The sequence below is a fragment of the Limnohabitans sp. MMS-10A-192 genome (assembly GCF_003063335.1).
Lineage (GTDB): Bacteria > Pseudomonadota > Gammaproteobacteria > Burkholderiales > Burkholderiaceae_C > Limnohabitans_A.
Map to the genome: position 1 here is coordinate 239,676 of NZ_NERX01000002.1, position 20,612 is coordinate 260,287.

Annotated in this window: 18 protein-coding genes; 12 read left to right on the forward strand and 6 right to left on the reverse strand. The window is 61.2% G+C overall.

Going from position 1 to position 20,612, the window contains the following annotated elements; all coding sequences use genetic code 11:
- The first annotated feature begins 64 nt into the window (after positions 1 to 64).
- The 3 genes from B9Z43_RS05945 to B9Z43_RS05955 are packed head-to-tail and all read left to right on the forward strand — an operon-like array spanning position 65 to position 2,283.
- Positions 65 to 958 (forward strand): NAD(P)-dependent oxidoreductase, encoded by an 894-nt coding sequence (locus B9Z43_RS05945; RefSeq protein WP_108323699.1) that lies wholly within the window; start codon positions 65 to 67, stop codon positions 956 to 958.
- Positions 955 to 1,896, forward strand: a complete 942-nt coding sequence (locus tag B9Z43_RS05950; RefSeq protein WP_108323702.1) for a delta(1)-pyrroline-2-carboxylate reductase family protein — start codon at positions 955 to 957, stop codon at positions 1,894 to 1,896. The genes B9Z43_RS05945 and B9Z43_RS05950 overlap by 4 nt, the downstream gene beginning before the upstream one ends.
- Before the next feature lie 42 nt (positions 1,897 to 1,938).
- Positions 1,939 to 2,283: a RidA family protein gene (locus B9Z43_RS05955; protein WP_108323704.1), complete on the forward strand. Its 345-nt coding sequence runs from the start codon at positions 1,939 to 1,941 to the stop codon at positions 2,281 to 2,283.
- A gap of 266 nt (positions 2,284 to 2,549) precedes the next feature.
- On the opposite strand, the gene gap (B9Z43_RS05960) is transcribed toward B9Z43_RS05955, so the two are convergent.
- Positions 2,550 to 3,548, reverse strand: coding sequence for a type I glyceraldehyde-3-phosphate dehydrogenase (gene gap / locus B9Z43_RS05960; protein ID WP_108323706.1), 999 nt, complete (start codon positions 3,546 to 3,548; stop codon positions 2,550 to 2,552).
- Between the two features lie 257 nt (positions 3,549 to 3,805).
- On the opposite strand from gap (B9Z43_RS05960), the gene B9Z43_RS05965 reads away from it, so the two are divergent.
- Both B9Z43_RS05965 and B9Z43_RS05970 read left to right on the forward strand, forming a co-directional pair.
- Positions 3,806 to 4,048 carry a hypothetical protein gene (locus B9Z43_RS05965; RefSeq protein WP_108323709.1) on the forward strand — a complete coding sequence of 81 codons (243 nt, stop codon included), beginning with the start codon at positions 3,806 to 3,808 and terminating at the stop codon, positions 4,046 to 4,048.
- A 207-nt stretch (positions 4,049 to 4,255) separates the two neighbouring features.
- Positions 4,256 to 5,848 (forward strand): GMC family oxidoreductase, encoded by a 1,593-nt coding sequence (locus B9Z43_RS05970; protein ID WP_108323711.1) that lies wholly within the window; start codon positions 4,256 to 4,258, stop codon positions 5,846 to 5,848.
- Between the two features lie 265 nt (positions 5,849 to 6,113).
- Here the strand turns inward: B9Z43_RS05970 and gap (B9Z43_RS05975) are convergent, their stop codons facing one another.
- Both gap (B9Z43_RS05975) and tkt read right to left on the reverse strand, forming a co-directional pair.
- Entirely contained in the window at positions 6,114 to 7,121 is a 1,008-nt protein-coding gene (gene gap, locus B9Z43_RS05975; RefSeq protein WP_108323713.1) for a type I glyceraldehyde-3-phosphate dehydrogenase, read from the reverse strand.
- 135 nt (positions 7,122 to 7,256) lie between these two features.
- A complete protein-coding gene (tkt, locus tag B9Z43_RS05980; protein WP_108323715.1) occupies positions 7,257 to 9,287 on the reverse strand; it encodes a transketolase in 2,031 nt (676 codons plus the stop codon).
- A gap of 182 nt (positions 9,288 to 9,469) precedes the next feature.
- On the opposite strand from tkt, the gene B9Z43_RS05985 reads away from it, so the two are divergent.
- From B9Z43_RS05985 to B9Z43_RS17030, 7 genes are all read left to right on the forward strand, one after another.
- On the forward strand, positions 9,470 to 10,180 hold the full coding sequence (locus B9Z43_RS05985; RefSeq protein ID WP_108324136.1) for a sugar phosphate nucleotidyltransferase: 711 nt from the start codon (positions 9,470 to 9,472) through the stop codon (positions 10,178 to 10,180).
- A 36-nt stretch (positions 10,181 to 10,216) separates the two neighbouring features.
- Positions 10,217 to 11,614, forward strand: a complete 1,398-nt coding sequence (locus B9Z43_RS05990; RefSeq protein WP_108323717.1) for an aminopeptidase P N-terminal domain-containing protein — start codon at positions 10,217 to 10,219, stop codon at positions 11,612 to 11,614.
- 5 nt (positions 11,615 to 11,619) lie between these two features.
- Positions 11,620 to 12,195 carry an MOSC domain-containing protein gene (locus B9Z43_RS05995; RefSeq protein ID WP_108323720.1) on the forward strand — a complete coding sequence of 192 codons (576 nt, stop codon included), beginning with the start codon at positions 11,620 to 11,622 and terminating at the stop codon, positions 12,193 to 12,195.
- A 160-nt stretch (positions 12,196 to 12,355) separates the two neighbouring features.
- Entirely contained in the window at positions 12,356 to 14,659 is a 2,304-nt protein-coding gene (locus B9Z43_RS06000; RefSeq protein ID WP_108324137.1) for an NADP-dependent malic enzyme, read from the forward strand.
- Positions 14,660 to 14,878: 219 nt separating this feature from the next.
- Positions 14,879 to 15,226 carry a ribonuclease gene (locus B9Z43_RS06005; RefSeq protein WP_233250038.1) on the forward strand — a complete coding sequence of 116 codons (348 nt, stop codon included), beginning with the start codon at positions 14,879 to 14,881 and terminating at the stop codon, positions 15,224 to 15,226.
- A gap of 24 nt (positions 15,227 to 15,250) precedes the next feature.
- Positions 15,251 to 15,676, forward strand: coding sequence for a barstar family protein (locus tag B9Z43_RS06010; RefSeq protein ID WP_108323724.1), 426 nt, complete (start codon positions 15,251 to 15,253; stop codon positions 15,674 to 15,676).
- The gene (locus B9Z43_RS17030; protein WP_146183911.1) at positions 15,655 to 15,858 is read left to right on the forward strand and encodes a hypothetical protein; all 204 of its coding nucleotides are present in this window, start codon (positions 15,655 to 15,657) and stop codon (positions 15,856 to 15,858) included. The genes B9Z43_RS06010 and B9Z43_RS17030 overlap by 22 nt, the downstream gene beginning before the upstream one ends.
- Positions 15,859 to 16,037: 179 nt before the next feature.
- On the opposite strand, the gene rsmA is transcribed toward B9Z43_RS17030, so the two are convergent.
- Genes rsmA through B9Z43_RS06025 form a run of 3 tightly spaced genes read right to left on the reverse strand, consistent with a single transcriptional unit; the run spans position 16,038 to position 20,558 of the window.
- The gene (gene rsmA / locus B9Z43_RS06015) at positions 16,038 to 16,820 is read right to left on the reverse strand and encodes a 16S rRNA (adenine(1518)-N(6)/adenine(1519)-N(6))-dimethyltransferase RsmA (protein WP_108323726.1); all 783 of its coding nucleotides are present in this window, start codon (positions 16,818 to 16,820) and stop codon (positions 16,038 to 16,040) included.
- Positions 16,817 to 18,148, reverse strand: a complete 1,332-nt coding sequence (locus B9Z43_RS06020; RefSeq protein ID WP_108323728.1) for a peptidylprolyl isomerase — start codon at positions 18,146 to 18,148, stop codon at positions 16,817 to 16,819. The genes rsmA and B9Z43_RS06020 overlap by 4 nt, the downstream gene beginning before the upstream one ends.
- Complete coding sequence (locus B9Z43_RS06025; RefSeq protein ID WP_233250037.1) at positions 18,141 to 20,558, reverse strand: LPS-assembly protein LptD; 2,418 nt, start codon at positions 20,556 to 20,558, stop codon at positions 18,141 to 18,143. Before B9Z43_RS06025 ends, B9Z43_RS06020 begins: the two co-directional genes overlap by 8 nt.
- Positions 20,559 to 20,612: the final 54 nt, after the last annotated feature.

Genomic DNA, 20,612 nt, shown 5'->3' on the forward strand with positions numbered 1-20,612 from the left:
GACAGGGGGCGGTGGCCCCTTCTTTCAGAATGGCCTTTCTTTTTCACTGCACGCAAGAGGCCATATGCAACACATCGGATTTGTCGGCGCTTCGGGTTTGATGGGCCATGGCATGGCCAAAAACATCCGGGCCAAGGGTTTTGATTTGTCGATTTCGGTTCACCAGCGCACCGCGCCCGTGCAGGACTTGCTGGCAGCGGGTGCGCGGCAAGTGGCCAGCTATGCCGACTTGGCCGCCTGTGACGTGGTGCTGGTGTGTGTGACCGGCTCACCCCAGGTCGAGGCCGTGGTGGCTGGGCCCGGCGGCCTTTTGTCAAAGGCCCGTGCAGGCCTGGTCATCATCGACACCTCCACCAGCGAGCCCGATTCCAGCCGCCGCCTGGCCGCCCTGTGCGCCGAGAAAGGCGTGGTGTATGTCGATGCGCCCCTGACCCGCACACCCATCGAAGCCGAGGCGGGCAAGCTCAACTCCATGGTGGGCGCATCGCCCGAGGTGTTTGCGCAGATCGAGCCGGTCATTCGGGCTTACAGCGAGAACGTGTTCCATGTGGGCGAGATGGGCTCAGGCCACGTCATCAAACTGCTCAACAACTTTGTGGCGCAGGCCATTTGTACCGCCACCGCCGAAGCTTTTGCGGTGGGTGCCAAGGCGGGCATACAACTCGAAAAACTGGTCGATGTCATCTCGGCTGGCGGCGTGAATTCGGGCCTGTTCCAGTTGATGGCCAAGACCTTGCAAGGCGACTATGCCGCCATGAAGTTCGAGCTGAACAACGCGACCAAGGACTTGCGCTACTACGCGCACCTGAGCGAAAGCATGAAAGTGCCTTCCATCATTGGCGGCAGCGTGCACCAGGCGCTGAGCACGGCGGTGGCCTTGGGCTATGGCAGCGAGATGGTGCCATCCCTGGTCAAGGCGCAGGCCCAGCTCAACCAAGTCAAGATCGGTCAGTCTTGAGCGATGCGATCCTGAGTCCTGAGCAAACCGCCGGGGCCCTGCCGTACAGCGCCTTGGCGCAAGAGATCGCGGCTTTGCTGCAAGACCCCACGGTGGCTGTGCCGCCGCGCATCGTGCAGGCCCTGCAGGGCGGTGGCAGTTTGTTTGTCATGCCTGCGGCCGATGCGCAGGTCGCGATCACCAAGCTCATAAGCTTCATTCCCGGCAATGCCGAGCGCGGCTTGCCGACCATCCAGGGCGACATCGTGGTGTTTGATGTGCAAACCGGTCAGCGTGTGGCCTTGCTGGATGGCCCCACCGTCACGGCGCGCCGCACCGCCGCCGTGTCTTTGTTGGCAGCCCAACAGCTGGCCCCGCGCCGCGATGGCCCGATGCTCATTGTGGGCGCCGGGGTGCAAGGCCAATCGCATCTGGAGGCGTTCCACCAAGGCCTGGGTGTGCAAGAGTTTTGGGTGGCCTCGCGCAGCCGTGCCAGTGCCGATGCGCTGGTGGCGCATGCCCACAGCATGGGCCTTCAAGCGCGGCGTGTGGATGAGCCCAACGCCGCATTGGCCGATTGCCCGCTGGTGGTCAGCACCACGCCCGCACAACAAGTCGTGTTGACCGCACGGCCCCGCAGCGATGCTTTTGTGGCCGCTGTGGGGGCCTTCACCCCCCGCATGGTCGAGTGGTCGGCCGAGGTTTGCCAACACCTGGCCCGCACCGGCACCTTGGTGGTGGACACCCGCGACGCCGACCACGAAGCCGGTGACTTGCTGCAAGCGGGCCTCGATGTCAGCACCTTGCCAAGCTTGGCCGATGTGGTGGGCCAGACCGAGGCTTGGCAAAACGCGCACAGGCCCGTTGGTGGGCCGGTGTTTTTCAAAAGCTGCGGCTGGGGCGGCTGGGACCTGGCGGCGGCCCGTTGCCTGGCGCGCACACGCGCACAGCAGGGCTGAGCCGCTACCATGGCGCTTTGGAAATAACCCCGAGGAAACACCATGGTTCAACGCATCGATGTCGGCGCACGCATGTCAGAAGTCGCCATCCACAACGGCACGATTTATCTGGCCGGCCAAATCGCCGAAGTGCCCGGACAAGACATCGAGGGCCAGACCCGTCAGGTGCTGACCGCCATCGACACGCTGCTGGCCAAGGCGGGGACCGACAAGACCAAGATCTTGATGGCCCAGATTTTCATCACCGATCTGTCTGATTTTGCGGCCATGAACCGCGTGTGGGACGCCTGGGTGGTGCCCGGCCACACCCCACCCCGCGCCACGGTGCAAGCGCAGCTGGCCAACCCCGATTGGAAGATTGAAGTGGTGGTGACAGCGGCTTTGTGAGTGAGTTTCAGCCAGCCACCCCGCTCCCAGCCATGTCATCCCGAACCTTTTAATTTGTTGTCCTGACTTTTTAATTTGTTGTCCCAGACTTTTTAATCTGTCATCCCGGAATTTTTAATTTGTCATCCCGGACTTGATCCGGGATCCATGACTTTTCACCCATGGACCCCGGGTCTTCGCCCGGGGTGACAGGTGGATTCACATCGCATTTCTGCCTGTCGGTCGGTCCCTTCAGGTCCGACAGCGCCGGCCCACAGTGCTCAGTCTCAGCGCCCGACCACCCGTGCCATCTCCAGGCATTTGTTGGAGTAACCCCACTCGTTGTCGTACCAGGCCACCACCTTGATGAAGGTGCTGTCCAGCGCAATGCCCGCATCGGCATCAAACACGCTGGTGCAGACTTCGCCACGGAAGTCGGTCGAGACCACTTTGTCGGTGGTGTAACCCAGCACGCCCTTCAAAGCGCCTTCGCTTTGCGCCTTCATTTCAGCGCAGATCTCGGCATAGGTGGCGGGGGTGTCCAGCTCGGCGGTCAAGTCCACCACCGACACGTCAGAGGTGGGCACGCGGAACGCCATGCCGGTCAGCTTGCCTTGAATAGCCGGGATCACCACGCCCACCGCCTTGGCCGCGCCCGTGCTGCTGGGGATGATGTTTTCCAGAATGCCGCGACCGCCGCGCCAGTCTTTGTTGCTCGGGCCGTCCACGGTCTTTTGCGTCGCAGTGGCGGCGTGCACGGTGGTCATCAGGCCGCGTTTGATGCCCCACTTGTCGTTGAGCACTTTGGTGATCGGGGCCAACGCGTTGGTGGTGCAGCTGGCGTTGCTGATGATGGTTTGGCCAGCGTAGGTGTCGTGGTTCACGCCATACACAAACATGGGCGTGTCGTCCTTCGATGGCGCCGAGATCACCACCTTTTTGGCGCCTGCGGCCAAGTGCTTGCCCGCGCTGTCTTTGTCGAGGAACAGGCCCGTGGCTTCGATCACCATATCGGCTCCGACCTCGTTCCACTTCAGGTTGGCCGGGTCGCGCTCTTGTGTCAGGCGGATCTTTTGGCCGTTGACCACCAGGGTGTTGCCCTCTACGGCCACAGTGCCCTTGAAGCGGCCATGCACGCTGTCGTATTGCAGCATGTAGGCCAGGTACTCAGGCTCCAGCAAATCGTTGATGCCGACGATCTCGACGTCGTTGAAGTTCTGCACCGCTGCGCGCAGCACCATGCGGCCGATGCGGCCAAATCCGTTGATACCGATCGTGGTGGTCATGTCTGTGTCTCTTTCCTTGAGCGTGTGGGATGCGAAGCGCTTTGTGCGCCCAATCGCCTATGTAACCATCGTATGGCAAATATGTAACTAAATTACATCCCCTAGGGAAATCAAGGGTTTGTTTTGGTTTTGTAACTCGCCAGCCAGCGTGTGCAGGCCAACAGACGGCACGCCGCTTCGTGGAAAGAATGGGTCAGTAGATCAGGTGCACTTGATTTACAGGCTTGAAGACTCTCCCATTTTTTGAAAGTTACCCCATGTCCCTCAATGAAATCAAACCACACGACACTTCGACTGCTGTCACACCTCAGCAGCACCACACGCAAGCGGCTGAACATTTTGAGCACGCCGCCAAGTCACACAAAGAAGTGGCCAAGCTGATCGTTGCTGGCGACCACAAAGCGGCACAAACGCACACCCTGGTGGCCCAAGAGCACACGGTCAAAGCGCAAGAGCATGTGGCTGAAGCGGTCAAGAAGTCCGTTGCAGCAGTCAAGTAATTGGCCTTTGTTTGCATGAGCCGCCTGCCCTGCAAGGGGTCGGCGGCTTTTTTGATCCCAAGGCGAAATGGCCGCAGTGTCTGCGGGCCATCAGGGAGCTGAATGCCTTGTGGTCAAGCAGCCCGCTAAACAGGCAGACACCGCCGTGACAGACGTCTTCGCTGGAGCCAGTACATTGGAAAAGTTGGCAAGCAAGCGGAGTGATGCATGGAGTTCGATGTTGTGATCGTGGGCGGTGGATCGGCCGGTTGTGTGCTGGCCAGTCGTTTGAGTGAAGACCCCACGCTGCAGGTGGCCCTGATCGAAGCCGGGCCGCCGGACACCAGTGCCTTGATCCATTGTCCTGCGGGCATTGCCCTCATGGCGCGCACTGAAATCGTGACGCAAGGCCTGAGCACGGTGCCGCAGCCGGGTCTGCTGGGGCGCAGCGGTTTTCAGCCGCGTGGGCGCACCTTGGGCGGCTCAAGCTCCACCAATGCGATGGCCTACATTCGCGGCCAACAGGCCGATTACGACCACTGGGCCGCGCAAGGTTGTGCGGGCTGGGCGTGGGCCGATGTGCTGCCTTACTTTCTCAAGGCCGAGCACAACGAGCGCATCCACAACGAATGGCATGGCCAAAACGGCCCCTTGAACGTGGCCGATCTGCAAAGCCCCAATGCGTTCGCCAAACGCTTTGTCGAGGCGGGCGTGCAAGCGGGTTTGCCGCTCACCACCGACTTCAATGGCCCCACGCAGGAGGGCGTGGGCCTGTACCAGGTGACGCAACGTGCAGGCGAGCGTTTCAGCGCGGCCAAGGCTTACCTCACGCCGCACTTGGGCAGACCCAATTTGCATGTGATGACCGACGTCACCGTGGACCGCATCGGCCTGGTGGATGGCGTGGCGCGGCAGGTGCACACCTTGCAGGGCGGGAAGGCGCAGACCTTGACCGCCCGGCGCGAAATCATTTTGAGCGCAGGCGCTTTCCAGTCGCCCGCCATCCTCATGCGTTCGGGCATCGGGCCTGCCGCGCATTTGCAAAGCCTGGGCATCGAGGTGCTGCACGATTTGCCCGGCGTGGGCGAAAACCTGCACGACCACCCAGACGCGGTGCTGGTCGCCGATGCACCTGGCCAAACCGATTTGATCGGGGTGTCACCCAAAGGCGCATGGCACACCTTGCAAGCCCTGTGGGCTTGGCGCCAACACCGCAAGGGGCCGCTCACCACCAATTTTGCAGAGGGCGGGGCTTTTTACAAAAGCCGACCTGACCAGGCGCACCCCGACATCCAGCTGCACTTTGTGGTCGCCAAACTGGTGGACCACGGGCGTCAATTGACACTGGGCCACGGCTACTCGCTGCATGTGTGTCTGTTGCAACCCGACAGCCGAGGCCGCGTGCAATTGGCCGACCGCAAGCCACACAGCGCACCGCTGATTGATCCGCAGTTTTTAAGCGACCCGCGTGACCTGCAGCGCTTGCGCGACGGCGTCCGTCAAGCACAAAACATCTTGTCCCAACCCGCCTTGGCGGCGTATGGCAAAGAGTGGGCAGCATCTGCCGATGCGCGCAGCGATGAACAACTCGAACACTGGATTCGGAAAAACGCCGACACGGTGTACCACCCTGTGGGCACCTGCCGCATGGGCCAAGACGACATGGCGGTGGTGGACGCGCAACTGCGCGTGCACGGCGTGCCGGGCCTGCGCGTGGTCGATGCCTCGGTGATGCCGCGCATCGTGAGCGGCAACACCAATGCGCCGACGATCATGATTGCAGAGAAGGCGGCGGATTGGATTCGGGCGGCTGCGCGTTGAGCGGGTTCAAAGTCTCTGAATTTTGTAGAAGGCTCCACCTGCGGCCTAATGCCCGTGTGCTGGCAGCCCCTTCGCGCGCTGGGGCTTGCTTCCACATTTTTTGTGCCCATGAAAAAAGCGCCCGAGGGCGCTTTGAGCAGGACCACCATGATTCAGATGCCGGTGCTCCGCCTGGGCGATGTGGCAAAGCGAAGCGCCTCTGAGCCCTGGCGGGGCACCGGCATCTGCGTCTGCCGCAGGCACCTGCCACCGCATCAGAAGCAGATCACTTCTTCTTGGCCACCACCCGCACCATCTCCAGGCACTGCTTGGCGTAGCCCCATTCGTTGTCGTACCAAGCGACGATCTTGACGAAGCTCTTGTCCAGGGCAATGCCGGCGGTCGCGTCGAACACGCTGGCGCAGGGCTCGCCACGGAAGTCGGTGGAGACCACTTTTTCGTCGGTGTAGCCCAGCACGCCTTGGAGGGCGCCTTCGCTTTGGGCTTTCATTTCGGCGCAGATCTCGGCATAGCTGGCGTCGCTGTTCAGCTCCACGGTCAGATCAATGACCGACACATCCGACGTGGGCACGCGAAACGCCATGCCGGTGATCTTGCCCTTGATCTCAGGGATCACCACGCCCACGGCCTTGGCCGCGCCCGTGCTGCTGGGGATGATGTTTTCCAGGATGCCACGGCCACCGCGCCAGTCTTTGCGCGAGGAGCCGTCGACGGTCATTTGGCTGGCGGTGGCGGCGTGAACCGTGGTCATCAAACCGCGCTTGATGCCCCACTTGTCATTGAGCACTTTCACCACGGGGGCCAGGCAGTTGGTGGTGCATGACGCGTTCGACACGATGGCTTCGCCAGCATACTTTTTGTGGTTCACGCCATAGACAAACATCGGGATGCTGTCTTTGGACGGGGCCGAGATCACGACCTTTTTGGCGCCAGCGGCGATGTGCATTTGGCTGGTGGGCTCGGTCAGGTAGTGGCCGGTGCATTCCAGCACGGTGTGCACGCCCATCTCGCCCCAACGCAGGTTGTGCGCGTCGCGCTCGTGCGAGAGCTTGATCTTCTTGCCATTGACGATGAGCGTGTCTTCGGTGAAGTCCACCGTGCCATCAAAGCGGCCGTGCACGCTGTCGTACTTGAGCATGTAGGCCAGGTAGTCGGCGGGCTTGGGGTCGTTGATGCCGACGATCTGGATGTCGTCGTAGCCGTGTTTCAGGGCGGCGCGCAGGGCCAGGCGGCCGATGCGGCCAAATCCGTTGATGCCAAGCTTGATGGTCATGTGAATGCCTCGGGAGAAAGTTACGAAACCGTTACGTAACCGGATTGGAAACCAGGACCCTTTCAGAATCCTGATCCCGGACGTGGCATCAGCGCCTTGCGGGCGCTGATGGGGTCCGGCCGGTCAGTGGCCTTGTCAGGCCTTGAGCAGCGCAGCGTGGACCGTGTCGGCCACGTTCTCGGCGGTGAAGCCGAAGTGTTTGAACAGCACAGGTGCAGGGGCTGACTCGCCATAGGTGTCGATGCCGACCACGGCAGCGCAGCCGTATTTCCACCAGCCGTCGGTGGAGCCCATTTCGACCGCCACGCGGGGGAGACCTGCGGGCAGCACGCTTTGTTTGTATTCGGTGTCCTGGCGGTCGAACACATTGGTGCTGGGCATGGAGACCACGCGCACACCGATCTTGCGTTCGGCCAGCAGCTTTTGCGCGGCCAGGGCCAGTTGCACTTCAGAGCCGGTAGCGATGATCACGCCGTGCGTCTTCTTGATGCCGACGTGCTCGGGCTCCGACAGCACATACGCGCCACGGCTGATGTCGCCCAGATCGCTCTTGGGCGAGTAGGCCAGGTTTTGGCGGCTGAGCAGCAGGGCCGAAGGACGGTTCGCGTTTTGCAGCGCCACAGCCCAGGCCACGGTGGTTTCGGCCGTGTCAGCAGGACGCCACACGTCCAAGCCAGGGATCAGGCGCAGGCTGGCGGCGTGTTCGATCGACTGGTGCGTCGGGCCGTCTTCGCCCAGACCGATGGAGTCGTGGGTAAACACATGCACCACACGCTGCTTCATCAGCGCGGCCATGCGGATGGCGTTGCGGCTGTAGTCGCTGAAAGTCAGGAAGGTGCCACCGTAAGGGATGTAACCACCGTGCAGGGCCACGCCGTTCATGATGGCGGCCATGCCGAATTCGCGCACGCCGTAGTTGATGTGGCGGCCGATTTTGCCGTCTTCGGTTTTGACCACATCACCGGCCAGGTCCACGCGGAAGGCGGGGGTGCTCTTGGTGTTGGTGAGGTTGGAGCCGGTCAGGTCGGCCGAGCCGCCCAGCATTTCGGGCAAGGCAGCGGTGAAGGCTTCGAGCGCCAATTGGCTGGCCTTGCGGCTGGCCACGGTCTCGCCCTTGGTGTGGGCCGCGACCACGGCGTCAAACGCCACTTGGTTGAAGTTCTTGGGCAAGTCGCCCTTCATGCGGCGAACAAACTCTTTGGCCTCGGCCGGGAAGGCGGCTTTGTAAGCGGCAAATGCGGTGTTCCACTCGGCTTCGCGGGCAGCGCCTGCGGCCTTGGCGTCCCAGTCGGCGTACACCTCTTTGGGGATCTTGAAAGGCTCTGCCGTCCAGCCCAGGGCTTCGCGGGTGAGTTTGATTTCTTCAGCGCCCAAAGGCTCGCCGTGGGCTTTGGAAGTGCCCGCACGGTTGGGTGAGCCTTTGCCGATGGCGGTTTTGCAGACGATCAGGGTGGGCTTGTCGGCGCTGTGTTTGGCACTGGCAATTGCAGCGGACACGGCAGCGGCGTCATGGCCGTCCACGGCGTCGATCACGTTCCAGCCGCAGGCGGCAAAACGCTGGGGCGTGTTGTCGATGAACCAGGGGGCCACTTGGCCGTCGATGGAGATGCCGTTGTCGTCGTACAGGGCGATCAGCTTGTTCAGCTTCCAGGCGCCGGCCAGGGCCACGGCTTCGTGGCTGATGCCTTCCATCAGGCAACCGTCACCCAGGAACACGTAGGTGTGGTGTGAGACGATTTTGTGCTCGGCTTTGTTGAACTCGGCAGCCAGCATCTTCTCCGCCAGCGCCATGCCCACGGCGTTGGTGATGCCCTGACCCAGTGGGCCGGTGGTGGTTTCCACGCCGGGGGTCACGCCCACTTCGGGGTGGCCAGCGGTTTTGCTGTGCAGGGTGCGGAAGTTCTTGAGTTCTTCAATCGGCAGTTTGTAGCCGGTCAGGTGCAGCACCGAATAGATCAGCATCGAGCCGTGGCCGTTGGACAGCACAAAGCGGTCACGGTTGGCCCAGTGCGGGTTTTTGGGGTTGTGTTGCAGGTGATCGCCCCACAGCGCGACGGCCATGTCGGCCATGCCCATGGGGGCGCCGGGGTGACCGGAGTTGGCTTGTTGAACAGCGTCCATTGCGAGGGCGCGGATGGCATTTGCCATTTGTTGTTGATTGGCCATGGGGGCAACTCCGGGAAAAGTATTCTGGAAAACCCGAGATTTTAGCGGTTTGGGCCAGCCTTCATGTGGAAAAGAGCGCATCCCGGGCGGTTTGCGCGCGACAAGCTGGGTACGGAACATGGCAACATTGCGGCATGAATCCTCTTGCTTTTGATGTGACCGCGTCCGGTGGTGCCCAAGCCATGATCTTGGCCGCCGGTCGTGGCGAGCGCATGCGTCCTTTAACCGACGTGCAGCCCAAGCCCATGCTGACTGTGCGTGGCCAACCCTTGATGCAGTCGCCCATGCAGGCCCTGGCCCGCGGGGGCTTCACTCGGCAGCTGATCAACACGGCCTGGCTGGGTGAAAAAATCTCGACGCACTTCGGGCGGCAACTTGTTCTGCCAGGCTTGCCGACGGTCGATTTGAGTTATTCCCACGAGGGGCAGGATTTTGGCCATGCGCTGGAGACGGCCGGCGGCATCGTGCGTGCCTTGCCCGGCTTGGCCGATGTGTTTTGGGTGGTGGCGGGCGATGTGTTTGCCCCCGACTTTGTTTTTTCTGCAAACGCTGTGCAGCGCTTTGCCGCCAGTGAGCAGTTGGCCCACCTTTGGCTGGTGCCCAATCCGGCGCACAACCCGGGGGGCGACTTTGGCCTGTCTGCCCAGGGGCGTGTGCTCAACTTGGCCAAAGGCGCGCCGGGCTGCGATTACACCTTCAGCACCATCGCTTTGTACAAACGGTCGTTCTTCGCAGATTGCGGATTGCCCGCTGGCAACCCAGCAGGCACGGCGCTGGCGCTGGCGCCCTTGTTGCGTGCAGCCATGGACCGGGGGCTGGTGTCGGGCGAGGTGTATGCGGGCGCTTGGACCGATGTGGGCACCCCCGAGCGCTTGGCGCAATTGAACACTTGACCACCATAATGCTTTGAATCTGTGAATTGGAACCCCATGACGGTCATTGAACACGCTTCCATCTATGCCCAACGCCGCGCCCGCGTGGCTGCCCAATTGGGCGCTGGTGGCATCGCCATCGTCCCCACCGCACCTGAGCGGCAGCGCAACCGCGACAGCGATTTTTTGTACCGGCACGACAGCTATTTTTATTACCTGACCGGCTTCACCGAGCCCCATGTCACGCTGGTGATCACGGCCGATGGCGAGGCCACCTTGTTTTGCCAGCCCAAGGATCTGGAGCGTGAGATCTGGGACGGTATCCGTTTGGGCCCAGACGCTGCACCTGCGGCCTTGGGGGTGAACAAGGCGTTTTCGTCGGCCGAGTTGGCCGCGCAGATGCCCAAGCTGCTCGAAAACCGCAGCACCGTTTGGTACCCCTTCGCCACGCATGCGGGGCTGGAGGGCCGGGTTGACGGCTGGCTGCAATCGGTGCGCGCCCGTGTGCGCTTTGGCGCCTTGTGCCCCGACTTGCAGCGTGACCTGTGCAGCGTGCTCGACGAGATGCGTTTGGTCAAAGACGCGCACGAACAAGACATCATGCGCCGCGCTTCGCAGATCAGTGCCCGTGCCCATGTCCGCGCCATGCAGCGCAGCGCCGCCATGCTGCGCGCCGGGCAGGATGTGCGCGAATACCACCTGGACGCCGAGCTGCTGCACGAGTTTCGCCAACACGGCTCGCAATACCCCGCCTACGGCTCCATCGTGGCGGCTGGTGCCAATGCCTGTGTGCTGCACTACCGCGCCGACGAAGGGCGCATTCGCGAGGGTGAACTGGTGCTGATCGATGCCGGTTGCGAACTCGACGGCTACGCCAGCGACATCACCCGCACCTTCCCGGCCAACGGCCAATTCACCGGCCCGCAGCGTGCGCTGTACGACCTGGTGCTGGCCTCGCAAGACGCGGCCGTGGCCGCGACACGCGCTGGTGCCCGCTTTGTGGACCCGCACGATGCCACGGTGGCCGTGCTGGCCCAAGGCTTGCTGGACCTGGGCTTGCTGGACAAAGCCAAGGTGGGCAATGCGCAGGACGTGATCGCCAACCGCAGTTACTTTCCGTTCTACATGCACCGCACTGGCCACTGGCTGGGCATGGATGTGCACGACTGCGGCAGCTATGTGGAGCCTTCGCAGGTGGGCCAGATCAGCGAGCGCAAGGACCCGCTCAGCGGCGAGACCATCAAGGACCGCCCCAGCCGCATCCTGCAGCCGGGCATGGTGCTGACCATCGAGCCGGGTTTGTATGTGCGCCCTGCCCAAGGCGTGCCCGAACAGTTCTGGAACATCGGCATCCGCATCGAAGACGATGCCATCGTGACCGAGACCGGTTGCGAGCTGATCACGCGGGATGTGCCGGTCAAGGCCGATGAGATCGAAGCTTTGATGAGAGGCTGAGGGTGATGGGTCGCTTGCGCTCCATCCAAACCGGCACGGTCCGCCCGTTGACGGTGGGCGGTCGCAAACTCATGTCGGCCATTGGCAAGACCGCTGTGGCGCAGGCCGTGGCCGGACCTTTGGGCTTGGCGGGCGATGAGCAATCGGATCTGAGTGTCCATGGGGGCTTGAGCAAGGCCATCTATGCATTGCCTTCAGAGCACCTGGCCTGGTGGCAGCAGCAACGCCAAAAACAAGGCGTCAGCCTGTTCGAAGAGGCCCTGGCACCGGGTTATCTGGGGGAGAACCTCAGTCTGGAGGGCGTCCTGGAGGAACAGGTGTTCATCGGTGACCTCTTGCGTTTTGACGAGGTGGTTTTGCGCGTGACCCAGCCGCGTGAGCCTTGCGGCAAATTCAATGCGGTGATGGCTTATTCGCAGGCGGCCAAAGACATGGTGCAAAGCGGGCGATGCGGGTTTTATCTGGCGGTGGATGTCGGGGGCACCTTGCACACCGGCGAGTCCTTCACGGTGGTGCCAGGCCCTCGGGCGGTCTCGATCGCGCAGGCCTTGGGCCACAAAGCCTGGAAGCATTTGCGCTGATGCAGAGCAGCAGGCGCACCGCCATCTGTGCGTAAAAGTCAAAAGCCAACTCACTTTGTGCGCGGATTTACCAAGTGCTGTGCGTCAAGTTGGCAGACTACAATGGAAAAACCAATATCACCAGATGAAATGTCTGGTCGATGACACGATGGAGATCACCATGAGCAACAAGCTCCAAGCCGAAGAAAAGCGCGCCCAGCTGCGCAAAGCCGCACTCGAATACCACGAGTTCCCCACCCCCGGCAAAATTGCCATTGCCCCCACCAAGCAACTGGTCAACCAGCACGACTTGGCCTTGGCTTATTCGCCTGGCGTGGCCGCTCCTTGCGAAGAAATCGTCAAGGACCCTGCCAACGCCTTCAAGTACACCAGCCGGGGCAACCTGGTGGGCGTCGTGACCAACGGCACGGCCGTTCTGGGTCTGGGCGACATTGGCCCCCTGGCCAGCAAGCCCGTCATGGAAGGCAAGGGCGTCCTGTTCAAGAAGTTCTCGGGCATCGACGTGTTCGACATCGAGATCAACGAGAAAGACCCCGACAAACTGGTCGAAATCATCGCTTCGCTGGAGCCAACCTTTGGCGGCATCAACCTCGAAGACATCAAGGCGCCAGACTGCTTCTACATTGAACGCAAGCTGCGCGAGCGCATGAAGATCCCGGTCTTCCACGACGACCAGCACGGCACCGCCATCGTGGTGGGCGCGGCCATTTTGAACGGTCTGAAGATCGTGGGCAAAGACCCCAAGAAAATCAAACTGGTCACCTCTGGCGCAGGCGCTGCCGCGCTGGCTTGCCTGGGCTTGTTGGTCAAGTTGGGCATCCCGCGTGAAAACATCTGGGTCACCGACCTGGCCGGTGTGGTCTACGAAGGCCGCACCGAACTCATGGACGAAGACAAGATCCAGTTCGTGCAAAAAACCGAGCACCGCACCTTGGCACAGGTGATTGAGGGCGCTGACGTGTTCCTGGGCCTGTCGGCCGGTGGCGTGCTCAAGCAAGACATGGTCAAGTCCATGGCCGCCAAGCCGCTGATTTTTGCCTTGGCCAATCCCAACCCTGAAATCGATCCCGACGATGTGAAGGCCGTGCGCGACGACGCCATCATGGCCACCGGTCGCACCGACTACCCCAACCAGGTCAACAACGTCCTGTGCTTCCCCTACATCTTCCGGGGGGCGCTGGACTGTGGCGCGACCACCATCACGCTGGAGATGGAAATCGCCGCCGTGCACGCCATTGCCGAGCTGGCGCAAGCCGAGCAAAGCGAAGTGGTGGCCGCAGCCTATGTGGGCGAGCCACTGGCCTTTGGCCCCGAGTACCTGATCCCCAAGCCGTTTGACCCGCGCTTGATGATGAAGATCGCGCCGGCCGTGGCGCAAGCCGCAGCCGACAGCGGTGTGGCCTCGCGCCCGATTGCTGATCTGGACGCTTACCGCGAGAAATTGCAGGGCTTCGTCTATGCCTCGGGCACGATGATGAAGCCGATTTTCACGGCCGCCAAGCGCGCCTTGAAGAAACGCATCGCCTACAGCGAAGGTGAAGAAGAACGCGTGTTGCGCGCCGCCCAGATCGTGGTGGACGAGGGCATTGCCCGCCCCACCCTGATTGGCCGCCCAGCCGTGATCGCCGAACGCATCGAAAAATTCGGCCTGCGCCTGAAGGAAGAGCTGGACTACGACGTGGTCAACGTCGAGATGGACCACCGCTACCGCGACTTTTGGCAGACCTACCACCGCATGACCGAGCGCAAGGGCATCACCCAGCAGATCGCCAAGATCGAGATGCGCCGCCGTTTGTCGCTCATTGGCGCCATGTTGCTGCACAAAGGCGACGTGGACGGCATGATTTGCGGCACTTGGGGCACCAACCCCATGCACCTGAACTACATCGACCAGGTGGTGGGCAAACGCAAGGGCGTGAACACCTTCGCCTGCATGAACGGTTTGATGCTGCCGGGCCGGCAGGTGTTCATGCTGGACACCCACGTGAACTACGACCCCACGGCGCAAGAGCTGGCGGAGATCACCGTGATGGCCGCCGAAGAAATGCGCCGTTTTGGCCTCAAGCCCAAAGCCGCATTGCTGTCGCACTCCAACTTTGGTTCGTCCAACCAGCCCAGCGCGGTCAAGATGCGCCAGGTGCTGGAGCTGCTGCGCAACAACGCGCCATGGCTGGAAGTCGATGGCGAGATGCACGGTGATGTGGCCCTCGATGCTGCAGCGCGTCATGCCATCATGCCCAACAGCACGCTGGCAGGCGACGCCAATTTGCTGGTTTTGCCCAACATCGATGCGGCCAACATCGCTTACAACCTGCTCAAGACGGCCGCTGGCGGCAACATCGCGGTGGGGCCGGTCTTGCTGGGGGCTTCCAAGCCCGTGCACATCCTGACGCCCAGCACCACGGTGCGCCGCATTGTCAACATGACGGCCCTGACCGTGGCAGACGCCAACGCGGCCCGTTAAGGGTTAAACAGAGAGCGAGCACCAACTTCCAAGGTCTAAACCCTTGGAAGCATTGCTTATTAAAGATGCAAGTGCTTGCATTTTTGTGACAATTGCATCACACTAGCGCCTTCGAGTTTTCGGGTTAACCCGGAGCTCTTGAAAGGTGTTTTCATGAAGGTAGCGTTCAAAAACCACGACCGGCCAAGCTGGTTCTCAGTGATAGTCGGGGTGATTTTGATGGCCTGCACTTTTTTGGTGCAAGCCAAAACCGTTGCCGACGCGCCAAGTTCGTCCACTGTGCTGGTGGCCGATCTGCCGCGTGAAGGTCAAGCCACTTACCAACTCATCCGTCAGGGTGGTCCTTTTCCTTACGAAAAGGACGGGGTTGTATTTGGCAACCGTGAACGTCAGTTGCCGCGACAAGAACGCGGTTACTACCGTGAGTACACCGTCAAGACCCCCGGTTCGCGTGATCGCGGCGCCCGACGCATCGTGTGTGGTGGACAGGAAGCTCGCAACCCGAGAGCCTGTTACTACACCCAGGACCATTACGCGAGTTTTCGCGAAATTGTCGATAAGAACTGATTTTTAAGAGAAAGAACCACGGAGATGGACATGCCGATTCGCCAGGACCAAGAGGCGCCCTTGAAGGGCGTGCGGTCCAACATCGTGCAGTCGATCCGCGCTTACCGCGTGAGCGACTTGCAAGAGGCCGCCCAAGGCTTGGGCCACCACTTTTTGTATGCCAACCTGGCCGAAGCCCAGAGCAAACAAGACGTGCTGGACCTGATTGGCGCGCAATTCACACTGCCTTCGCACTTCGGCAAGAACTTTGATGCCCTGTACGACTGCATGACCGACCCCCTGCACAAGTCGGGCCCACAGCCCGGCTTCATTGTGGTGCTGGAATCGATCCCCGCCAATGTGAAGTTTGACAAGGAAGCCCGCGAGCAATTGCTGGACATCTTCCGCGACACGGCCGATTACTGGGGAGACCGGAAGATACCCTTCCGATGCTTCTATTCTTTTCTGTAGCCCGTTCTGCGCAAAACAGCCAAGCAGGACGGGCGATTGAGGCACAAACCGAAGACGCCGCAGTGGCCGAAACGGTCGAAGAAGGCGAAAAAATGCCGACCGACAAATTGGTCGACGTGTCGCCTTTGGCGCTGCGCATGAGCAGCCCATTCAATGCAGGGTATTGGCTCGCCGCAGCCTGATCTCGCATGGAGCCGCTCACGCGGCACCCACAAAAAAGCCCGTCAATGACGGGCTTTTTTTTGGCGGTGCATGGTCCTCTGTCGTCCCGGCCCCCGAGCCGAGATCCACGATTTTCAGCTCGGCAGACAAAACAGCCAGGGACCCCGCATCCCGTGCGGGGTGACAGATATTTCAGTGTTCAGACTTTCTGCGCCAAAGCCACAAACTCGGCCACGGGCACTTCTTCGGCGCGGCGTTGCAGGTCAAATGTCCCGGCAAAGCCCTTTTCGTCCAGCCATTTGCCCAGCGTGTTGCGCAAGATCTTGCGGCGCTGACTGAAAGCCACCTGCACCAGCGTCTCCAAGGTCTTCACGTTGACCACAGGGGGTTGTGCCAACGGCACCATGCGCACCACGGCGCTGTCGACGCGCGGCGGTGGATCAAAGCTTTCGGGCGGGACGAACAGCACGTTGGCCATGTCATAACGCCACTGCAGCATCACAGACAGCCGACTGTAGTCCGAGGTGGCGGGCTGGGCCACCATGCGGTCGATGACTTCTTTTTGCAGCATGAAGTGCTGGTCTTCGATCACCGCCACATGCTCGAGCAAGTGAAACAGGATGGGCGTGGAGATGTTGTAAGGCAGATTGCCCACGACGCGGATTTTGCTACTTTTGGTGGCTGCTGTGGCTGCGGCCAGCATGCTGTGCGATAAGTCGGTGAAGTTGACCTTGAGCACGTCAGATTCAACCACCGTGAGTTGTTCGTGCAGGCGCAGCCGCACGGCCAGATCGCGGTCCAGCTCGATCACGGTCAGGTGACCCAGTCGCTCCACCAAAGGCTGTGTGAGCGCGGCCAGGCCAGGGCCGATCTCGACCATGGCTTGGCCTGCTTGTGGGGCAATGGCGTCCACGATGGCATCGATGATGCCGCCGTCGGTCAAAAAATGCTGACCGAAGCGTTTGCGGGCGATGTGTTTCATTGGGGCGGCTCGCGCATCTCGACATAGGCGCGGCTGCGCACATCATCGACCCAGCTGGTGTAAGCCTCTTCGAGTTTTTTCTCACGCAGTGCACTGCGCGCGATGGTGCGTTGGTCTTGTTCAGACACCGGTGCACTGCGGCGGTCTGTGACTTCGATCAGATGGACGCCAAACCGCGAGACCAGGGGCTCGCCCACTTGGCCGGGACGCAGGCCGTTCATGACTTGCTCGAATTCGGGCACAAACATGCCGGGGTTGGCCCAGCCCAAGTCGCCGCCTTGTGCGGCGCTGCCGTCCTGCGAGATCTGTCGTGCCACTGTCGCGAAATCGGCTTTGCCGGAGACGATGCTTTGGCGGATGTCTTTCAAACGTGCCACCACCTGGGCTTGCGGCATTTGCGCCGTGGGGCGCAGCAGAATGTGGCGGGCGCGGGTTTGTGGAACCCTCAAGGTGGCCTGGCCCTGCTTGCGTTCGATCACCTTCAGGATGTGAAAGCCCGCACCCGAACGGATGACCGCGCTGGTGCCGCCGACCCGCAGGTTGCGCGTGGCATTCAAAAACAGCTCGGGGTAACGGTCGGCAGGCCGCAAGCCCATGGCACCGCCATTGGCGCCTTTGTCGATGGCTTGCGAAAAGTTCTTGGCCAAATCGGCAAAGTTTTCACCACTGCGGGCACGCCGGGCCACGTCATCGGCGCGGTCTTGCAGCGCCTTGATCTGGGCTTCGCTGCTGGTTTCCGGCACGGCGATCAAGATCATGCCCAGATTCAATTCGGTGGGGACTTGCCCGCCTTGTGCCTGGATTTGTTCTTGCAGGTACTGCTCAATCTCGCGGTCACTCACACGCACGCGGCCTTCAACTTCGCGCTCGCGCACCCGCGTGAGCATCAATTGGTCGCGCAATTGGTCCCGGAATGCTTTGACCGTCAGGCCTTCCTTGGCCATGTTTTTGCGCAGTTCATCGCGTGTCACTTGGCTGTTGGCAGCCACGTTCAATTCAGCTTGGTCAATGGCTTCTTCTTCGATCTTGATGCCGTTGTCACGGGCTTGCTGAAGCTGGGCTTTTTCGTTGATCAGTTGCTCCAGAGCCTGGCGTGTCAAATCGGCCGCGTCAGCCGCCGACAAATTGCCGCCTTGGGCAGATTTGCTCATGCGTTTGCGCAGCGCTTGCACTTCCTGGTTGGTGATCGGTTCGGAGTTGACCACCGCCACAATGAAGTCGGCTTGTCGTGGGATATTCGTTTGGGCCCAAGCCACCGAGCTGCAGAGCAAGCTCGCCAAGCCCAAAGCCATGCCTGCACAGCGCAGGCGGAAGAAAAGGTCATTCATAAGACTGGAATCGGCTCGGTTGTTCGGTGTGGTCACGCAGGAATTGGTAGTTGGTGATGTTGTTGCGCAGGCTTTGCAGGGGGCTGGCACCGACCCTGGCCAAGCCCGAAAATTCCAACTGGAACATCAATTGTGTGCTGGCCGTGCTCACGGTGCTTTGCAGACGCTGCAAGACGACGCGCCCCAACCAGCAACCGGCATCGTATTCGAACCCGATGATGGTGTCCACGAGACGTTTCTCGGTCAAGCTGAAGTTCATGCGGCCCACGCTGTACCAGCGGTCTGGTCCCAGGCCTTGTCCGCGTGTGCGACTCCAGGCAGATTCTGCCTTGCGGTCACCGCCGCCCCACAAATCGTTGATCGGCCATTGCCAACCCATGTCCACTTGTTCACTCACACCTTGGTTGAGCCGGTAGGCGACGTTGAACACACGGTAAGGAGAGGGGTTGTATCGGCTTTGCAAGGTCGTGCGAGAGACCGCGTTGGTTTGGGCGTTGATTTGTACGGCCGAATCGATGGTCCAGCGCTCATCCCAACGCACGCCTGCACCCAGCAGCATGTCGCTCAGACCGGCAGAGATGGTCGATTGACCTGGCAAGACGACTTCCTGACTGGCAAATCGGATGCGTTGTGCCATGCCCAATTTGAGCATTTCAGCGCCTGAAGTGGCATTGAACAGGCGCGTGGTCACACCCAAGGTGAGTGAATTGTTGTCGACCAGGCGGTCTTGACCTACATAGGGGTTCTCGCTGTAAATGGTCGACAGGTTGAAATCGGCAGCACCGCTGTCATAAAGCGGCAGCAGACTTTGGTCCCGGTAGGGTGTGCGCGCATAAAAAGCCCGTGGCTCCAGCGTTTGCAAAATGTCTTTGCCAAACCACTTGGTTTCACGCTCGAACACCAGGCCTGAATCCAAACTGAACGTAGGCAAGACGCGGTTGAAAGAACTTTCCCCGGTGCTCAGTGCGTTGTCCAGTTGGTAGCGTGTGGCGTGCAATTGCAGCTTGGGTGTGACAAACCCCCAAGGCCGGACCCATGGTCGACTGACTTGCGCTTGTACATAACTGCGCTCGCCATTGCGCAAACTGGCCAAGGTGGACGCGCTCACATTCGGAATGCGGGTGTAATCGGCCTCAAAGCGGGTGGTGTCGCCCACCACCGACCAGTCCAGGCCTTCGGCATTCCATTGGCCGTAGCGCATGGTGACCTGTGGTGCGCGGTCATAAGGCGGCGTGATCGCCGCCGTGTCGATTTGCAAGGTTTGCCAGCGCTGCACCTGTGCCGTCATGCTGAAGTTGCCCCGTCCCCAGGACAGTGCGCCGGTCGAGGGCAGCAAACGCTGAGTCAGGGCCAGCCCAGAGCGGGGGAAATCACGCCAGAAATTGTCATCGCTCACCCGGTTGAGCGTCAGGCCGATCCCGACACGGCCAACGGCATCGAGCCCGGTGTCCAGGCTGCCGCTGTGTTGCGTGGTCAGGCCCCAGCGTGACTGCTGGCGCAGGCTGTCGTTGGGCATGGCGATCAAGCGAGCCTGGCCTTTGTAGTCTTGCTCCAGGTAGCGGAACTCGCTGTCCAACGAAACGCCGCGTTTGCTCATCAAGTTGGTGGTGATGGTGGCGTCACGGTTGGGAGCGATGTCCAGGTAGTAAGGCACTGACATGCTCAAACCGCTGACCGAGTCCACGCCGATGAGGGAGGGCAACAAGCCCGATTTACGTTCGTCGGTCATCGCAAAACTGACGGACGATGCGCTCATGATGGGGACACCCTTGAAGCGCAACTGAACATCTTCAGCCTGGACGGTGGATTCTTCCGTGTCCATGGTCATGTGCGCAGCTTTGACGAACCATTCAGGCAACCACTCCGGCCCGGGTGTACGTCTGCAAGTGGTGTAGCGCGCCTGGTGAATGATCTGACGCTTGTCATCGATGAACTCGACTTGCGCCGCATCGCCGTAGCCGCCGCTGCGGTAGAGCTCAAAAGTGGGCTTTTCAAAGGTCCCCTGAAAGCTGTCGACTTGCAGCTGCAAGCGGGGGCCTTCGAACAAGCTGCCATCGCGGCTCAGCCGCACATGACCCGTGGCGTTGACGATGTCACGACTTTGGTCGTAGGTGATGTGGTCGGCCTTGATCGCCAAGCCAGGGCGGCGCACCGTGGCCTGGCCGTCAATGACCAAGTCCATGTCGGGGCGGGCCGTGATTTGTTCGCCATCCACAAAGATGGCCCCCTCGCTGCGCTGACGCTCGGAAATCTTTTCTTCCAGCACCGGGCTGCTGCGCAGCGTCAAGCCAGTGCCCTGTGCTTGCGCCAGGCTGCTGATCGCCCACAGCACAGCGATGACCACGCCGCGCAAAGCGGGCGGGGCAACAGGCGCCAGTGGCAAAGAGGGCAAAACAGGGAAGGTGGACACAACTCGAGGTGGGCAAAGTGGGCAGGGCCTGCGGCGGGCCCAAGGGCAAGAGCG

Excerpts from the sequence above, each read along its gene's own strand:
- B9Z43_RS05945 (WP_108323699.1), top strand. The coding sequence starts at position 65 with ATGCAACACATCGGATTTGTCGGCGCTTCGGGTTTGATGGGCCATGGC.
- B9Z43_RS05955 (WP_108323704.1), top strand. The coding sequence starts at position 1,939 with ATGGTTCAACGCATCGATGTCGGCGCACGCATGTCAGAAGTCGCCATC.
- gap (WP_108323706.1), bottom strand. The coding sequence starts at position 3,548 with ATGACCACCACGATCGGTATCAACGGATTTGGCCGCATCGGCCGCATG.
- B9Z43_RS05965 (WP_108323709.1), top strand. The coding sequence starts at position 3,806 with ATGTCCCTCAATGAAATCAAACCACACGACACTTCGACTGCTGTCACA.
- B9Z43_RS05970 (WP_108323711.1), top strand. The coding sequence starts at position 4,256 with ATGGAGTTCGATGTTGTGATCGTGGGCGGTGGATCGGCCGGTTGTGTG.
- gap (WP_108323713.1), bottom strand. The coding sequence starts at position 7,121 with ATGACCATCAAGCTTGGCATCAACGGATTTGGCCGCATCGGCCGCCTG.
- tkt (WP_108323715.1), bottom strand. The coding sequence starts at position 9,287 with ATGGCCAATCAACAACAAATGGCAAATGCCATCCGCGCCCTCGCAATG.
- B9Z43_RS05985 (WP_108324136.1), top strand. The coding sequence starts at position 9,470 with ATGATCTTGGCCGCCGGTCGTGGCGAGCGCATGCGTCCTTTAACCGAC.
- B9Z43_RS05990 (WP_108323717.1), top strand. The coding sequence starts at position 10,217 with ATGACGGTCATTGAACACGCTTCCATCTATGCCCAACGCCGCGCCCGC.
- B9Z43_RS05995 (WP_108323720.1), top strand. The coding sequence starts at position 11,620 with ATGGGTCGCTTGCGCTCCATCCAAACCGGCACGGTCCGCCCGTTGACG.
- B9Z43_RS06000 (WP_108324137.1), top strand. The coding sequence starts at position 12,356 with ATGAGCAACAAGCTCCAAGCCGAAGAAAAGCGCGCCCAGCTGCGCAAA.
- B9Z43_RS06005 (WP_233250038.1), top strand. The coding sequence starts at position 14,879 with ATGGCCTGCACTTTTTTGGTGCAAGCCAAAACCGTTGCCGACGCGCCA.
- B9Z43_RS06010 (WP_108323724.1), top strand. The coding sequence starts at position 15,251 with ATGGACATGCCGATTCGCCAGGACCAAGAGGCGCCCTTGAAGGGCGTG.
- B9Z43_RS17030 (WP_146183911.1), top strand. The coding sequence starts at position 15,655 with ATGCTTCTATTCTTTTCTGTAGCCCGTTCTGCGCAAAACAGCCAAGCA.
- rsmA (WP_108323726.1), bottom strand. The coding sequence starts at position 16,820 with ATGAAACACATCGCCCGCAAACGCTTCGGTCAGCATTTTTTGACCGAC.
- B9Z43_RS06020 (WP_108323728.1), bottom strand. The coding sequence starts at position 18,148 with ATGAATGACCTTTTCTTCCGCCTGCGCTGTGCAGGCATGGCTTTGGGC.